The 14,491-nt window shown below is 66.5% G+C and carries 13 protein-coding genes; 8 read left to right on the forward strand and 5 right to left on the reverse strand.

Translation table 11 applies throughout. The features are described from left to right. Nucleotides 1–3: 3 nt before the first annotated feature. Both hemB and AAG612_RS10600 read right to left on the reverse strand, forming a co-directional pair. Nucleotides 4–999 (reverse strand): porphobilinogen synthase, encoded by a 996-nt coding sequence (gene hemB, locus AAG612_RS10595; RefSeq protein ID WP_342510009.1) that lies wholly within the window; start codon nucleotides 997–999, stop codon nucleotides 4–6. A 68-nt stretch (nucleotides 1,000–1,067) separates the two neighbouring features. Then, the gene (locus tag AAG612_RS10600) at nucleotides 1,068–2,756 is read right to left on the reverse strand and encodes a M23 family metallopeptidase (RefSeq protein WP_342510010.1); all 1,689 of its coding nucleotides are present in this window, start codon (nucleotides 2,754–2,756) and stop codon (nucleotides 1,068–1,070) included. Between the two features lie 195 nt (nucleotides 2,757–2,951). On the opposite strand from AAG612_RS10600, the gene AAG612_RS10605 reads away from it, so the two are divergent. From AAG612_RS10605 to fdxA, 3 genes are read left to right on the forward strand one after another with little or no spacing between them, the layout of a single operon-like run. Next, complete coding sequence (locus AAG612_RS10605; RefSeq protein ID WP_342510013.1) at nucleotides 2,952–5,609, forward strand: helicase-related protein; 2,658 nt, start codon at nucleotides 2,952–2,954, stop codon at nucleotides 5,607–5,609. Nucleotides 5,610–5,629: 20 nt separating this feature from the next. Next, nucleotides 5,630–5,959 (forward strand): RNA-binding S4 domain-containing protein, encoded by a 330-nt coding sequence (locus tag AAG612_RS10610; RefSeq protein WP_342510015.1) that lies wholly within the window; start codon nucleotides 5,630–5,632, stop codon nucleotides 5,957–5,959. A gap of 7 nt (nucleotides 5,960–5,966) precedes the next feature. Further along, a complete protein-coding gene (gene fdxA / locus AAG612_RS10615) occupies nucleotides 5,967–6,305 on the forward strand; it encodes a ferredoxin FdxA (protein ID WP_342510016.1) in 339 nt (112 codons plus the stop codon). 40 nt (nucleotides 6,306–6,345) lie between these two features. Here the strand turns inward: fdxA and AAG612_RS10620 are convergent, their stop codons facing one another. Next, nucleotides 6,346–7,284, reverse strand: coding sequence for a tetratricopeptide repeat protein (locus tag AAG612_RS10620; RefSeq protein WP_342510018.1), 939 nt, complete (start codon nucleotides 7,282–7,284; stop codon nucleotides 6,346–6,348). 107 nt (nucleotides 7,285–7,391) lie between these two features. On the opposite strand from AAG612_RS10620, the gene AAG612_RS10625 reads away from it, so the two are divergent. The 4 genes from AAG612_RS10625 to AAG612_RS10640 all read left to right on the forward strand — a co-directional run bounded on the left by AAG612_RS10625 (nucleotide 7,392) and on the right by AAG612_RS10640 (nucleotide 10,189). Next, complete coding sequence (locus AAG612_RS10625; RefSeq protein ID WP_342510020.1) at nucleotides 7,392–8,183, forward strand: YihY/virulence factor BrkB family protein; 792 nt, start codon at nucleotides 7,392–7,394, stop codon at nucleotides 8,181–8,183. 215 nt (nucleotides 8,184–8,398) lie between these two features. Further along, nucleotides 8,399–8,932: a CarD family transcriptional regulator gene (locus AAG612_RS10630; RefSeq protein WP_342510022.1), complete on the forward strand. Its 534-nt coding sequence runs from the start codon at nucleotides 8,399–8,401 to the stop codon at nucleotides 8,930–8,932. Nucleotides 8,933–9,058: 126 nt separating this feature from the next. Further along, nucleotides 9,059–9,823, forward strand: coding sequence for a head GIN domain-containing protein (locus AAG612_RS10635; RefSeq protein ID WP_342510024.1), 765 nt, complete (start codon nucleotides 9,059–9,061; stop codon nucleotides 9,821–9,823). Between the two features lie 39 nt (nucleotides 9,824–9,862). Then, nucleotides 9,863–10,189 carry a hypothetical protein gene (locus tag AAG612_RS10640; protein WP_342510026.1) on the forward strand — a complete coding sequence of 109 codons (327 nt, stop codon included), beginning with the start codon at nucleotides 9,863–9,865 and terminating at the stop codon, nucleotides 10,187–10,189. Here AAG612_RS10640 and AAG612_RS10645 read toward each other — a convergent pair. Beyond that, complete coding sequence (locus AAG612_RS10645; RefSeq protein WP_342510028.1) at nucleotides 10,186–11,145, reverse strand: L-threonylcarbamoyladenylate synthase; 960 nt, start codon at nucleotides 11,143–11,145, stop codon at nucleotides 10,186–10,188. The two genes, AAG612_RS10640 and AAG612_RS10645, sit on opposite strands and share 4 nt — an antisense overlap. Before the next feature lie 81 nt (nucleotides 11,146–11,226). On the opposite strand from AAG612_RS10645, the gene AAG612_RS10650 reads away from it, so the two are divergent. Next, nucleotides 11,227–12,966, forward strand: coding sequence for an acyl-CoA dehydrogenase family protein (locus AAG612_RS10650; protein WP_342510030.1), 1,740 nt, complete (start codon nucleotides 11,227–11,229; stop codon nucleotides 12,964–12,966). Nucleotides 12,967–12,986: 20 nt separating this feature from the next. Here the strand turns inward: AAG612_RS10650 and AAG612_RS10655 are convergent, their stop codons facing one another. Then, nucleotides 12,987–14,450 carry a PQQ-dependent sugar dehydrogenase gene (locus AAG612_RS10655; RefSeq protein WP_342510032.1) on the reverse strand — a complete coding sequence of 488 codons (1,464 nt, stop codon included), beginning with the start codon at nucleotides 14,448–14,450 and terminating at the stop codon, nucleotides 12,987–12,989. Between the last annotated feature and the right edge of the window lie 41 nt (nucleotides 14,451–14,491).

A 14,491-nucleotide genomic window follows, 5' to 3' on the forward strand; every position in this document is an offset into this window, starting at 1 on the left:
ACGTCAGCCGGCGAGCAGGCGCGCGGCATAGGGCGCATAATAGGTGAGTATGCCTGCGCATCCGGCGCGCTTGAACGCCATCAGCTTCTCCATCACCAGCGGCTCGCGCTCGCCCACACCCGCCGCGACTCCCGCTTCGAGCAGCGCATATTCGCCGCTCACCTGATAGGCGAAGATCGGCACGTCGAACCGGTCGCGCGCCATGCGGATGATGTCGAGATAGGCGAGGCCGGGCTTCACCATCACGCTGTCGGCGCCCTCGGCAATGTCGAGCGCGATTTCGCGCATCGCTTCGTCGCTGTTGCCCGCGTCGAGCTGGTAGGTGCGCTTGTCGCCCTTGAGCCGATCGCCCGACCCCACCGCATCGCGGAACGGGCCGTAGAAGGCCGAGGCATATTTGGCCGCGTAGCTCATGATCTGGACGTTGACGTAACCTTCGCCCTCCAGCGCCTGCCGGATCGCGGCGACGCGCCCGTCCATCATGTCCGACGGGGCGATCACGTCCGCGCCCGCCGCCGCCTGGTTGAGCGATTGCTTCACCAGCGCATCGAGCGTCGCGTCGTTGGTGACATAGCCCGCATCGTCGAGCAGGCCGTCATGCCCGTGGCTGGTATAGGGATCGAGCGCGACGTCGCACATGACGCCGATACCATCGCCGAACCGGTCACGGATCGCGCGCACCGCGCGGCAGATCAGGTTGTCGGGGTTCCACGCTTCTTCCGCTGCATCGCTGCGGCGTTCGGCGGGCGTATTGGGGAACAGCGAAACGCACGGAATGCCCAGCTCGATCGCCTCGCCCACACGATCCAGCAGCAAATCGACCGACCAGCGGCTGACACCGGGCAGGCTGCCGACCGGCTGCTCCTCGCGCTCGCCTTCGATCACGAACATCGGCCAGATCAGGTCGGCGGGGGTGAGCACGGTCTCGCGATGAAGTCGGCGGCTCCATTCGTGCGTGCGGGTGCGGCGGAGGCGGGTTGCGGGGAAGGACAGCGTCATGGCGGCGAGGTGTGGCCCAAGGCCGCGCGCCTAGCAAGAGTTGGCCGCAAGAAGGGGCCGCTAGAGGATCAGCCGCCGCGGCGATGTTTGGCGCTGAGCGCGATCCGGTCGATTTCGCGCACCGGCTCTTCGAATACCGGGCGTGTCGGATGCATGTCTTTCAGGGCTGCGCCCGCCTCGACCGTCTTGAGCGCGTCGAGCCGCGCACGGAACTGGCGCAAATCCTCGCCGCTCAGCTGCGCGCGGGTGACATAGCGGACCGACAGCGGATCGACATGGCGGCCGCCGCGATACATCTCGTAATGCAGGTGCGGGCCGGTAGAGAGACCGGTCGATCCGACATAACCGATCGTCTGCCCACGCTTCACATATTGCCCGGGCGAAACCGCCATCCGGCTCATGTGGCAGAAGCGCGTGCTCAGCCCGCCACTATGCGACAGGCGCACGGCATTGCCGCAGCCGCCCGCGCGGCCCGCGCTGGTCACGCGGCCGTCGGTCGGGGCGACGATCGGCGTGCCGTAGCGGGCGCGAAAGTCGACGCCGGCGTGCATCCGCTTGTACCGCAGGATTGGATGACGCCGCATGCCATAGCGAGAGCCGATCGGCCCCGGCACCGGCGCGACGAGGCCCGCACGCTGCTCGCCCACGCCCGACGCTTCGAAGAACTGGCCATCGCTGCCCCAGCGCATCAGCTGGATGGTCGGCTCGCCCTCGCGCTCGACCCCGGCATAAAGCAGTCTGCCGGCCTGCCGCTCGCCCGTCGCGGCGCGGCGGTAGGACACGATCATGTCGAAGGTGTCGCCGGGCTGGAGCGCCTTATCGAGCTCCTCGTGATCGCCGACCGCTTTCAGAAAGGCCTGGATCGCGCTGGCAGGCGCACCAACCGCGCGTGCCGAGCGATAGAGGCTGCCATTGACCGTGCCACGCAGACGCAGCGGGGTCTCGTCCACCTCGATCGGTTCGCGGATCAGCGCGAGATTGCCATGATCGCCGCGCGCCACTGCCAGCGACAGGTCGAAACGGGCGCGAAAACGCATTTCGTCGAGCGGTCGCTGCGCGCCGGGTTCGGGGCGGCGACCCAGCGTCACGTCGATCTGCGTGCCGGGTTCGATCTCGTCGAGCGTGATGGCCTGGGCCACCAGATCCGCCGCGCGGGCAGCATCGGCCTGGCCGACACCCTGGCGCGAGAGGATCGAGGCGAGGCTGTCGCTGCGCCCGAAGGTTGCGGTGGTCTCGAGCTGCGGGCGCTCGGGCGCGTCGGCCAGCGGAAGGACCAGCGCGGTGGCGGCCATCCGGGTGCCGGTATCGCCGCCCAGCGCCAGCGGCTGGATCGTCTGGCTGCGAAACTCCTCGCGCGCCTGCTGGTCCAGCCGCAGCGCAGGCGCAGCCTCGAGCGGCGAGAAATCGGGCCAGAAGGCGAGCGCGACGGCGGACAGCGACAGGAAAGTGGCGGCCCCGCGAAACCAGCGCAGGCTGCCGATGTTCTGGGCGAGATCGGGCGCGAGATCGGCGCGTTCGAATTTCGCGACACCCGCCGCCGCCAATTTGCGGCCCGACTGCGCAAGCCCGGCCAGGCGCACGCGCGCGCCGCCATCGGCCTTGCCGACCGCCGCCCGGAATTCCGCCGGGGCATCGGCGTTATGCTGTGTGTCCGTCGGCTGCACGCCATCGTCTTCCGAATTCGTTTCCGGCACGTGCAATCCCGACTGCTCGGCGTAGTTCAGATCCCGTCTCCGATAGCCCTGTCTGCCGCTCAAAGACCCCCGGTGTTCAACCCCGGTATTTCTAGGGAACGGCTCATATTGGGTGAGGCGCGTTAGTGCCATGGCATTCTTAATCGGCGTTTAATCCTGCCGGTCGATCGGGGCGTCTCGTCGATCATCCGAGTGTTGCTTGCGGCGAACCGGGCACTTCGCTTGCGGCATCCTCACGCACTTGCCACATTGGCTGCCATGTCCGCGCCTGCGATCAAGGCTGTCCTCGGCCCGACCAACACCGGCAAGACGCATCTCGCAATCGAGCGGATGTGCGCCCATTCGAGCGGAGCGATCGGCTTTCCGCTGCGCTTGCTGGCGCGCGAGGTTTACGACCGGGTGGTCGCGATCAAGGGCGAAAAAGCAGTCGCGCTGATCACCGGCGAGGAACGAATCGAGCCCAAGGACGCGCGCTATTTCCTCTGCACCGCCGAGGCCATGCCGCATGACGGCGGCGGGCACGCCTTCGTGGCAGTCGATGAGGTCCAGCTCGCTGCGGATCGCGAGCGGGGACACATCTTCACCGACCGCCTGCTCAACGCGCGGGGGCGCGAGGAGACCATGCTGCTCGGCTCAGCCACCGCAGCGCCGGTCATCAGGTCGCTGATCCCCCATGTCGAGATGACCGAGCGGCCGCGCTTTTCCACCCTCACCCATGCCGGCGCCAAGAAGCTCTCGCGCCTGCCCAAGCGTAGCGCGGTGGTCGGCTTTTCGTCCGATCAGGTCTACTCCATCGCGGAGATGCTGCGGCGGCATCGGGGCGGGGCGGCGGTGGTGATGGGTGCCCTCAGCCCCGAAACGCGCAACCGCCAGGTCGAGCTGTTCCAGAATGGTGAGGTCGATTACATCGTCGCGACCGACGCCATCGGCATGGGGCTCAATCTCGACGTCACGCATGTCGCCTTCGCCAGCCTCGCCAAGTTCGATGGGGTCAAACGGCGGCGGCTGATGCCTGCCGAAATGGCGCAAATCGCAGGCCGCGCGGGGCGCCACCACCGCGACGGCAGCTTCGGCGCGCTGATCGGTGCGGGCGGGCAGGACGCCGAATTCACCGAGGAAGAGATCTACGCGATCGAGGAGCATCGCTTCCAGCCGATCACCAAGCTGTTCTGGCGCGAGCCCGAACCACGCTTCGATTCGGTGGGCGTGGTGATCGAGGATCTGAGCGCCGGGCCGGGCGAGCGCGAACTGGCCCCCGCCCCCGAAGCGATCGACCTCGCGGTGCTGCGCAAGCTCGCCGACCAGCCTTTCGCGCGCGCAATTCGCGGCCCCGCCAATGTCCGGCGCTTCTGGGAGGTCTGCTCGCTGCCCGATTTCCGCGCCTCGGGCGTCGATACGCATGCCCGCTTCGTCACGCGGCTGTGGCAGGATTTGCGTCAGGGGTATATCGGGGCCGATTATGTCGCTGCGCGGATCGCCGAACTCGATACGGTCCGTGGCGATATCGCCATACTCCAGGGGCGGATAGCCGCGATCCGATCCTGGGCCTATATCTGCCAGCGGCCCGACTGGGTGCTCGCCCGCGACGAAATGGCGGCGCGCGCCCGCGCGGTCGAGGCCCGCCTGTCCGACGCACTGCATATGCGCCTGACCGAACGATTCGTGAATCGAAGGACGTCCGTACTGATGAAGCACCTTGGCAATGACCCTGCCCTCCTCCCGATTTCGCTGGAGGACGACGGCACCTTGCTGGTCGAGGATCAGGCCATCGGCAAGCTGGAGGGGTTTCGCTTTTCGATCGACCCGCACGCGGCGGCGGGCGACCGCAAGATGCTGCTTTCGGCGGGCGAGAAGGCGCTACCGCGCATCCTCGCCGCACAGGCGGAGAAGCTGCGCGAGAATGGCCTCGCGGGCATCACGCTCGACAACGGCCGGGTGATGTGGGGCTCGCAGGAGATCGCCCGGCTGGAACATCCGGTCGACCCGGCCGAGCCGCGGCTGAAGCCTGCGCGCGAACTCGACCGGCTGCCCGATGGCGCGCGCGAAGCCTTTGTCGATGCGCTCACCGCGAAGGTCCGCGAATGGCTCGCCCCGCTCGAGCCGCTGCGCAAGCTGCAGCTCGCTTCGAAGAGCGAGGATGCGACATCGTGGGCGCGTGCGCTGCTGCTCAACTTGCTCGACGGGCATGGCATCGTGACGCGCGAGCATGCGGGGCTCGAGAACCTGCCCAAGGAAGCGCGCCCCTATCTGCGCAAGGTTGGCGTGGTGTTCGGCGCGCTCGACATCTTTGCGCCCGCGCTGCTCAAGCCGGCCCCGCGCATCGCCATGAAGCAGGCGGGAATCGATTCGCGGCCGATCGACGAGGCCATGCGCTCGGTCGTCCCGGCCAGCAGCCCGCTGCCCGCCGGATACCGCCCCGCAGGCGAGCAACTCGTCCGGGTCGATATCGCCGAGAAACTGTTCAAGCAGGCGCACGAGGCAAGAGCGAAGGGTCCCGCAGCGAAGGGCGGTAACGAGAAACGCGGGCGCGGCGCCCCCTTCATGCTCGATACCGCACTGGCCGTCTCCACCGGGCTCACGCCCGACAGCATCAGGCGGTTGCTGGGCGCGGCGGGCTTCCGCTTCGTCGAAGGCAAGCCGCTGGCCGAAGGCGCATTCGGACCTGCGCTGCCCGACCGCTGGCGCTGGCTGCCCCAAAGGGCAGGCGCGCGGGCAGGGGCGCGGGCAGGCACGGGACCGGGTGCGCGCAGGGGCGATGGCGAGCGGCGCACCCAAGGCAAGCCCCGCCATGCCAAGGGTGGGGCCAAGGGCAAACCGCAGGGCAAAGGTCGCGGACCCAAGCAGGGCGCAAACACCAAGCCGAACGAGCCGCGGCCCGAAAATGCCTTCGCCGCGCTGAAAGACATGCTTTCCTGATGCGGTCGGCCTGATGCAGCGTGGCTCATGACGCGGGCGGCTGCCTGATGCGGCTCGACCTGGTGCTGTGTCGCCTGCGCTTCGTTCGTACCCGCAGCAGTGCCCGCAAGCTCGTCGAAAGCGGCCACCTGCGCCTCAATGGCCAACGGGTCGCGCGGATTGCCCGCCCCGTGGCGCCCGGCGATGTGCTCACCATTCCGCGCAGCCAGGGGGTCACGATCATCCGGATAGAAGCCCTGCCCGAGCGGCGCGGACCGCCCGAAGAGGCGCGCGGATGTTACAGCCTGCTTGACCGGGCAGGCTCCAAGCCACTAGCAGCACCGCGAGATACAAACGGCGCGCAAGGATAATCGCACCATGACCTACGTCGTCACCGACGCCTGCATCAAATGCAAATATACCGACTGCGTCGAGGTTTGCCCGGTCGACTGCTTCTACGAGGGCGAGAACATGCTCGTCATCAACCCCAGCGAGTGCATCGACTGCGGCGTGTGCGAGCCCGAGTGCCCGGCCGAAGCGATCCTGCCCGACACCGAAGACAATCTGGAAAAGTGGCTGGAGCTCAACACCAAGTTCTCCAACGAATGGCCCAATATCACCCAGAAGAAGGACCCGCCCGAGGATGCCGACGAGCATAAGGGCGAAGAGGGCAAGTTCGAAAAGTTCTTCACCGCGGAACCCGGCGAGGGCGACTGACCCCCGCTAAGCCGGTTCGACCGCGCGGGTCCTCGATCCGTCAGTCGGTAGCCTGTGCAGCGGCGAGGATACGCCCGATCGCTTCCGGGGCTTCCCGGGCTAGTTTGCGGTGCGCCGGATCGGGCTCCGTCTCGGCAGCGATTCGCGCCCATTCGATCGCTTCTTCGAGCACGCCCGGATCGATGCTCGCGCGCTGGGCGTCGCTCACATAGCCGCGCTGGAAAAGCATGCGGAAGATCTGGAATGCGGCATCCGGGCGCCCAGATGCATGGGCTCTTTCAAACCACGATTGCGCGCGGTCGAGATCGCGTTCGACCCCGTCGCCCTTCTGATAGATCTGGCCAAGGAGGAAGCTGGCGTTGGGCTGGCCCTGCTCGCCTGCCCGCTCGAGCCAGGATCGTGCCGCGACCGGATCGCGCTCGATATGCTCGCCGATCAGCAGATAGGTGCCGACATCGGCCTGCGCGTGCGCGATGCCCGCCTCGGCAGCCTCCCGGCATAGCGCCATGCCGCGGGTGACGTCGATATCGCCCCCCTGTCCCCGGATCAGCATATTGCCCAGCGCACAGCGCGATTGGGTATAACCTGCCGCGATCGCGCGGCGGTAATGCAGGCGCGCCCTGACGTAATCCCGAGGCCGGCCCACGCCATCATAGAAACAGGTGGCGATATTGTGCTGGGTATCGCCCCGTTCGGCCTCGACCTGCTCGAAATAGTCGCATGCGCGGTCGGGATCGCGCGCAATGCCACTCACGCCCTTGCCGAACAATTCGCCCAGCGCCTCCAGCGCAGAGGCATCGCCAGCTTCGCCGAGCGCTTCCAGCGACGCTATGCTGGGTTGTGGGTCCGCCGGGTCGAGAGTTTCGATGACCCCAAGCGTTGCGGCGCTATAGCTCTGCTCGCTGCCCGCAATCTCTACTTCGTCCGCGGGAACGTCGGCAGCGACGGGCTGCACCAGGGCAAGGACGAGGAATAACATAGGGCGAACGTATGGCCTGCGGGCCATGGAATCGATGGCGTCGCGGCCGCGCAAGTGGAACCGAGCGCGAGCGGCTGAGTCGTTTGGCATAGAACCGAAGGAATCGAATGATCAAAACGCTCAAGCGGACCTGGCAGGGGGCCACGCAGGATAATGCGGGCCTCGTTGCGGCGGGTGTGTCCTATTATGCCTTCCTCGCGATGGTCCCGCTGCTCGCGGTGTGCGTGCTGCTTTACGGGCTGGTGGCCACGCCCAAAGCGGTGGCGCGCGACATCGAGGCGCTGGGCCGGGGCCTGCCGTCCAGCGCCGCATCGCTGATCGGCGACCAGCTGCGATCGGTGACCGAGGCGAACGACAATACCAAGGGCTTCGGGCTGCTGCTGGCGCTGGCCGTTGCACTGTTCGGGGCGCGCAACGCGGCACGTGCGGTGATCGGCGGTTTGAACGTGGTCTTCAATGCAGAGGAAGATCGCGGCTTTCTGAAGAGCAATGCGATCGCTCTAATCGTTACGCTCGGCGCCGTGTTCGCGCTGGCGGTGGCGGGAACGGCGATCTCGCTCGCTGCGGCGCTGCCCGGTGCAGCCGCCCCGCTCGCCAGTTTCGGGCTGATGTTCCTGGCCGGGATGCTGGGCGCCGGCTTCCTCTATCGGTTCGCCCCCAACCGGCCCGACCCACCGTGGAGTGCGGTCTTGCCGGGCGCGGCGCTCTTCGCGCTGGTGTGGGTGGGTGCGACTGCGCTGTTCGGCAGCTACGTGGCGAATTTCGCGAGCTACAACGCGACTTACGGCTCGCTCGGCGCGGTGATCATATTGCTCACCTGGTTCTATCTCAGCGCCTATGTACTGCTGCTGGGCGGCGAATTCGTCCAAGCCAGATTCGAAGCGGACTGGCGGGCGTAACCGACGCGCCGCATTTGTTTCATCGACTCGCAATATTCGCAGCGACATGCTATATAGTGCGGCACCGCTGCGATTGTGGTCGTTGCGGGCATTGGAAGTTGAAAGGCAGGTTCCCCCGGCATCACGACGCGATTGGACCTTCGCCCCCTCGGGGCGCACGGTCTTTTGTTGCGCCCGATGCACGCACCTGTCCTTTCGGTATGAAAGGAATTTTCATGGCAGCCAAGGCTCTCGCCTTCGATGTCGGCGACTATGTCGTCTATCCCAAGCATGGTGTCGGCCGCGTGGTCGAAGTTCAAAGCGAAGAAATCGCCGGGATGAACCTCGATCTTTACGTCCTGCGATTCGAAAAAGAGCGGATGACGCTGCGCGTCCCCGTCAACAAGGTCGAATCGATCGGGATGCGCAAACTTTCCAGCGACAAGACCCTGAAAGAGGCGATGGAAACGCTCAAGGGCAAGCCCAAGGTCAAGCGCACCATGTGGAGCCGCCGTGCGCAGGAATACGAAGCGAAGATCAACTCGGGCGACCTCGTGTCGATCGCCGAGGTGACGCGCGACCTCTTCCGCCCCGAAGACCAGCCCGAGCAGAGCTATTCCGAACGGCAGATCTTCGAAGCGGCCTCCAGCCGCCTCGCCCGCGAGCTGGCCGCGATGGAAAAGACCGACGAGCCAACCGCGCTGACCAAGATTCTCGACGTGCTCAAGGAACATGCGCCGCAATATTACGAAAGCACCGAAGAAGCCTGATCGGCGCCTGATCGACAGGCGACATTCGGACTTCGATGGGGGCCGTCCTGCAAGGGGCGGCCCTCTTGCTTTGTGCCACCACCCTCCTGTATTATGCCGCTAACACACAAGCGGAGGGATCTGGTTATGAAGTTCTGGTCGGGAATCGCCATCGCCGCAGCGGCAACGCTGCTGTCAGCCTGTGGCGACATCAACATCAGTTCCAGCAGCAGCGGCGTGCCGCTTGCCGAGCTGGACTACGAAGGCGCGCGGCCCACGGGCATTACGCTGGCAGGGCCGGACCGGATGATCGTGACCTCGGGCGACACGCTGACGATCGACGTTGAGGGCGATCCCGATGTCGTCGAAAAGCTGCGGTTCGATCTCGAGGACGATACGCTCTCGGTCGGGCGCGAGGGCGACTGGCGTCAGCGCGGCGTTGCCACCATTCGCATTACCATGCCCACGCCGAGCGACCTGACGGTGGCCGGTTCGGGCGAGATCCAGCTCGACCGGCTGGGCACTGGCGGCAATGCAGACGTTTCCATCGCCGGATCAGGTAAGTCGACGGTCGCGCGGATCGATGCCGACACGCTGGAAGTAAACGTGGCGGGATCGGGCTCGCTCGAGGCGGCGGGTACGGCCAAGAAGCTCGACCTGTCCATCGCAGGCTCGGGCGATCTGAACCTGCGCGATCTCGAGGTCGGCGATGCCGATGTCGCGATCGCCGGTTCGGGCGACGCGGTGTTCGCGTCCAATGGATCGGTCGATGCCAGCATCATGGGATCGGGCGATGTCGAGGTGATCGGCAACGCCAAGTGCTCGGTCAGCTCGATGGGATCGGGCGATGTGAAATGCCGCACGCGCACGAGCGGCGGCGGCGGCCAGGCCGCGGCCCAGGAATCCGAATAGGATTTGCGGTTCGGGCGGCGTGAGGCATAAGCTGGCGGCATGAAACCGATCGTGCCGCTCGCCCTGATCGCCGCCCTTGCCCTGCAGGGATGCCTCGCCAAGACCGCGTTCGACGTGGTCACCCTGCCCGTGAAGGCCGGGTCCAAGGCGGTCGACCTCGCCACCACCAGCCAGAGCGAGGCAGACGAAAAGCGCGGGCGCGAGCTGCGCAAACGTCAGGAACGGCTCGGCAAGCTCGAACGCCGCTATGCCCATCAGCGCGAGGATTGCGAGGACGGGGACCGCAAGGCCTGCGACAAGGCGCGCGAGACCTATGCCGAGATCCAGCAGATCCTGCCGACGATCCCCTACGAGCCGGAAGACTAGGCGAGCGGCGCTGCGGCGCGTTTCAAGCGGTCGTTGATCGCCCGCCCGATGCCCGCATCCGGAATCGGCGCAACTGCAACGCGTGGCTTGGCTGATTCGGCGGCGAGATGCAGACAGGCATAGAGGTTGCGCGCGGCCTCTGACAGGGAGCCGCCCACCGACAGCGTGACGTCACCTCCGATGGCCCCGAAGCCGATCGCGAATTCGTCGTTTTCGGGATCGGTGACGCCAAGCCGCACCGGCTTGCCCGGCGAATAATGGCTCGCCATCTGGCCCGGCGCCTCGAGCGTCTCGCGCGTCCCGCCTTGGGAAAGGCCGACATCGTAATAATGCCGGTGGAGCGCATCGAGATCGATGGGGCCGGGCCGCAGTTCCTCCCACGATCCATCTTCCCGGATCGCGAGGATGCTCGATTCCACCCCCGCCTCGGTCGACCCTCCATCGAGCACCATGTCGATCCGCCCATCGAGTGACGTCATGACGTGCTGCGCCGAGGTGGGGCTGACGAAGCCGCTGCGGTTGGCCGAGGGGGCTGCCAGCGGGAAGTCCACGCTTTCCAGAAGGCGTTGCATCACCGGATGCGCTGGACAGCGCAGGGCCACAGTCGGCAGGCCCGCCGTTACCGCTGGCGCCAGTCCAGCATTCGCCTTGCGGGGCAGCACGAGGGTCAGCGGGCCGGGCCACACCAGCGTGGCATTCACGACGTCATCGCTCCAGTCGGCATAAAGCGCAGCCTGCTCCGCATCGCGCACATGCACGATCAGCGGGTTGAAGCTCGGCCGTCCCTTCGCCTCGAAGATCCGCGCGACCGCATCCGCGCTATCCGCGCGCGCCGCGAGGCCGTAGACCGTCTCGGTCGGCACGGCGACCAGCCCGCCATCGCGCAGGATTCGCGCCGCGCGCGCGATTCCCGCCGCGTCGGCCAATACAGCTTCCGTAACGTATTTGCGGTCCATCCCCGCGCGCTATATCCGGGGGCAGAGAAATCCAAGAGCCGGAAGCCCCGAGCCGGCAAACCAAGAGGACGCACCGCCGCGATGACTTACAAGCCCGCCACCCAGGACCAGCTGCTCGCCATTCGTGCCAATGCGGGGATCGCGGAGCTTGCGCAGAGCGAACGCTATGCCGCCGCCGAGCCCGATCTGGTCGAGGCGATCGTCGAGGGCGTCGGCCAGTTCGCCGCGGGCGAATGGGCACCGCTCAACCGCATCGGCGACCTCGAAGGTGCCAAGCTGGAGAACGGCGTCGTGCGCCTGCCCGACGGGTTCGAGGCGGCCTACCAGGCCTATGTCGAGCAGGGGTGGAACGCCATTGCAGGCAGCGCGGAGCATGGCGGACAGGGCCTGCCCTTCACGCTCGCCTGCAACGTGCTCGAAAACCTAGGCACCGCCAACATGGCGCTCAACCTGCTGCCGATGCTGTCGGTCGGCGCGATCGAGGCGCTGGAGGCGCACGGCACCGACGCGCAGAAGGAAACCTACCTCCCCGATCTCGTCAGCGGCGCATGGTCGGGCACGATGAACCTGACCGAGCCGCAGGCGGGCAGCGACGTGGGCGCGCTGCGCACGACCGCGCACCTGATCGAAGAGGGCGAGCATGCGGGCAAATACCGGATCAAGGGCCAGAAGATCTACATCACGTGGGGCGAGCACGATCTGGCGGCGAACATCATCCACCTCGTGCTGGCGCGCCTGCCCGATGCGCCCGAGGGCAGCCGGGGCATCTCGCTGTTTCTGGTGCCGAAATATCATCTGAAGGACGACGGCACGCCGGGCGCACGCAACGATGTGCGCTGCGTCAGCCTCGAGCACAAACTGGGCATCAACGCCTCACCCACCTGCGTGATGTCCTACGGCGACAACGACGAATGCATCGGTGAGCTGGTCGGGGCCGAGAACCGCGGCCTCGCCGCGATGTTCACGATGATGAACAATGCGCGGATCAACGTCGGTTCGCAGGGTGTCCAGATCGCCGAACGCGCGACGCAGGCGGCGGTCGCCTATGCGCTCGACCGCGTGCAATCGGCGCGCGCCGGGGCGGAAGACCGCAGCCCGGTGGCGATCAGCGAGCATCCCGATGTGCGACGAATGCTGCTGCGGATGCGCAGCCTCACCGAAGCGATGCGCGGGCTGCTCTATTACACCGCCGGGCAGGTCGACCGGGGCGATATCGGCGAGCCGCAAGCAAAGGCGCGCGCCGAAGTGCTGGTCCCGATGCTCAAGGCCTGGGCGACCGACACGGGGATCGAAGTCGCCTCGCTCGGCATCCAGGTGCATGGCGGAATGGGCTTCGTCGAGGAGACCGGCGCGGCGCAGCACTGGCGCGACAGCCGGATCGCGCCGATCTACGAAGGCACCAACGGCATCCAGGCGGCGGACCTCGTGACCCGCAAGCTCGGCCTCGAAGATGGCGAAGCGTTGCAGAACCTGTTCGCGGATATTGCGCGGGCCGCTGCCGACGAACCGCAGCTGATGGCGCTGGCGGGCGAATGTGCGGCGATCGCCAAGTGGATGCGCGAAGAGGCCTCGCTCGACGACCGGCTCGCGGGCAGCGTGCCCTACACCGCGATGTGCGCGGTCGCAGTATCGGCATGGTGCCTGATGCAGCAGTATGATGCGCTGGATGATTCGAACGATGCAGACCGCAAGCACGCGAAGCGCGTGACGATGCGCTATTTCCTCGACCACATCGTGCCCGAGGCGATCGGCCTCAAGGCGTCGGCCACGGCGGGCGCGGCGTTGCTTTACGAGCTGGATAGCAGCGTTCTCGCCGCCTGATCCAGCCGTCGCGCGGTGCGCTAGTTTCCTAAGGGGTTGTAATCACGGGCAAACTCGTCCGTGAAAGCATCGCGCGGGTCGCCGCGAAGTTCGGTCTGCGCTTCCAGCCGTTCGCCCGTGACAGGTTCCAGAGCCGGTGCCGGATCGGCATCGGGCGCGATCACCTGCCAGATGATCCCGGCGGTATCGTCGCTCACCAGCAGGCCGCCGGTATTGCTCCATTCGACCCAGGTCGGCCGACCGCGCGTCTCGCCATCGCCATCGAGGAAGCTCTTCAGGACCGGCACCGGCTTGCCCGTCGGATTGCCGCGCTCGTCGAATTGCACGAAGACCACATCATATCCGGCAGCCGGTTTGCGGTTCCACGATCCGTGCCGGGCGATGAAGGCGCCGCGCGCGAATGTGTCACCCATGCGGTTACCCTCCTCGCTGAACACAAGGCCCAGCGCCGCGACGTGCGGCCCCAGCGCATATTCGGGGAAGCGCGCATATTCGGTGAGGTAATTGGGCATTGGGGCTTCGACCCGCCGGTCGATGTTGTTCTTGTAGTAGACCCATGGCCAGCCATAATTCACGCCGATGGGGACATTGGTGAGGTAATCGGGGACGAGATCCCCGCCGAGCATGTCGCGCTCGTTCACCGTGGTCCACAATTCCTCGGACAGCGGATTCCAGGCCATCCCGTTGGCGTTGCGCAGGCCGGTGGCATAGAGGCGCGCGGTGCCGTTCGTGGTATCATATTCCCAGATCGCGGCGCGGTTTTCTTCCGCTTCCATGCCGTTTTCGCCGATATTGCTCGCCGATCCCACCGCGATGTAGAGTTTCTCGCCATCGGGGGAGAGGATGATGTTGCGCATCCAGTGGTTGCCGCTGCCCGGCAGGTCGATCAGCTTGCGCGGCTTACCCGTGACCTTCGCCGATCCCAGTTCGTAATCGAACGCAAGCAGCGCATTGTGGTTGGCGATGTAGAGCGTGCCGTCGTCGTAGGCGATGCCCGAAGGCGATTCGAGGCCGTCCTCGCGCAGCACCTGCTTGATATCGGCGCGCCCGTCGCCATCGGAATCGCGCAGCAGCACCAGTTTGTCGGGCGATGGCACACCCGCCCCCGCCTTGCCCATCAGGGTCTTCATGATGAAGCCTTCGATCCCGCCGACGTCACGCGGCGGACTGTTGGTCAGCGTCACCAGAACGTCGCCGTTGGGCAGGGCATAGACGACGCGCGGATGGTCCAGCCCTTCGGCAAACCGCACCACCTGCAGGCCTTCGGCCGCCTCGGGCGCTTCGCCTTCAGCCCAGCCGACGGGTTCGGCGACCCTGATCGTGGGGAACCACTCACTGTCGGGTTCGACCAGCGTCGGGTCGGTGCCGGACACCTCGTCGACGGTGAGCTCCGCCTTGCTGCCGCGCAGCAGCAGCGCGATGGCGATCGCGGCGAGGACAAGGATGACGAGCAGGCCGATGCCGATATTGCGAAGTGTGGTCATGCACCCGAAATAGGCCGCGAGCGCCCCTGCGGCAATCGCGA

It is taken from the genome of Citromicrobium bathyomarinum, from assembly GCF_038594605.1.
In the GTDB taxonomy this organism is placed as follows: Bacteria; Pseudomonadota; Alphaproteobacteria; order Sphingomonadales; family Sphingomonadaceae; genus Alteriqipengyuania; species Alteriqipengyuania bathyomarina_B.

Bases quoted from the DNA above. Each gene is read 5' to 3' on its own strand.
- hemB (WP_342510009.1), bottom strand. From the start codon at position 999: ATGACGCTGTCCTTCCCCGCAACCCGCCTCCGCCGCACCCGCACGCAC.
- AAG612_RS10605 (WP_342510013.1), top strand. From the start codon at position 2,952: ATGTCCGCGCCTGCGATCAAGGCTGTCCTCGGCCCGACCAACACCGGC.
- fdxA (WP_342510016.1), top strand. From the start codon at position 5,967: ATGACCTACGTCGTCACCGACGCCTGCATCAAATGCAAATATACCGAC.
- AAG612_RS10620 (WP_342510018.1), bottom strand. From the start codon at position 7,284: ATGTTATTCCTCGTCCTTGCCCTGGTGCAGCCCGTCGCTGCCGACGTT.
- AAG612_RS10625 (WP_342510020.1), top strand. From the start codon at position 7,392: ATGATCAAAACGCTCAAGCGGACCTGGCAGGGGGCCACGCAGGATAAT.
- AAG612_RS10630 (WP_342510022.1), top strand. From the start codon at position 8,399: ATGGCAGCCAAGGCTCTCGCCTTCGATGTCGGCGACTATGTCGTCTAT.
- AAG612_RS10635 (WP_342510024.1), top strand. From the start codon at position 9,059: ATGAAGTTCTGGTCGGGAATCGCCATCGCCGCAGCGGCAACGCTGCTG.
- AAG612_RS10640 (WP_342510026.1), top strand. From the start codon at position 9,863: ATGAAACCGATCGTGCCGCTCGCCCTGATCGCCGCCCTTGCCCTGCAG.
- AAG612_RS10645 (WP_342510028.1), bottom strand. From the start codon at position 11,145: ATGGACCGCAAATACGTTACGGAAGCTGTATTGGCCGACGCGGCGGGA.
- AAG612_RS10650 (WP_342510030.1), top strand. From the start codon at position 11,227: ATGACTTACAAGCCCGCCACCCAGGACCAGCTGCTCGCCATTCGTGCC.
- AAG612_RS10655 (WP_342510032.1), bottom strand. From the start codon at position 14,450: ATGACCACACTTCGCAATATCGGCATCGGCCTGCTCGTCATCCTTGTC.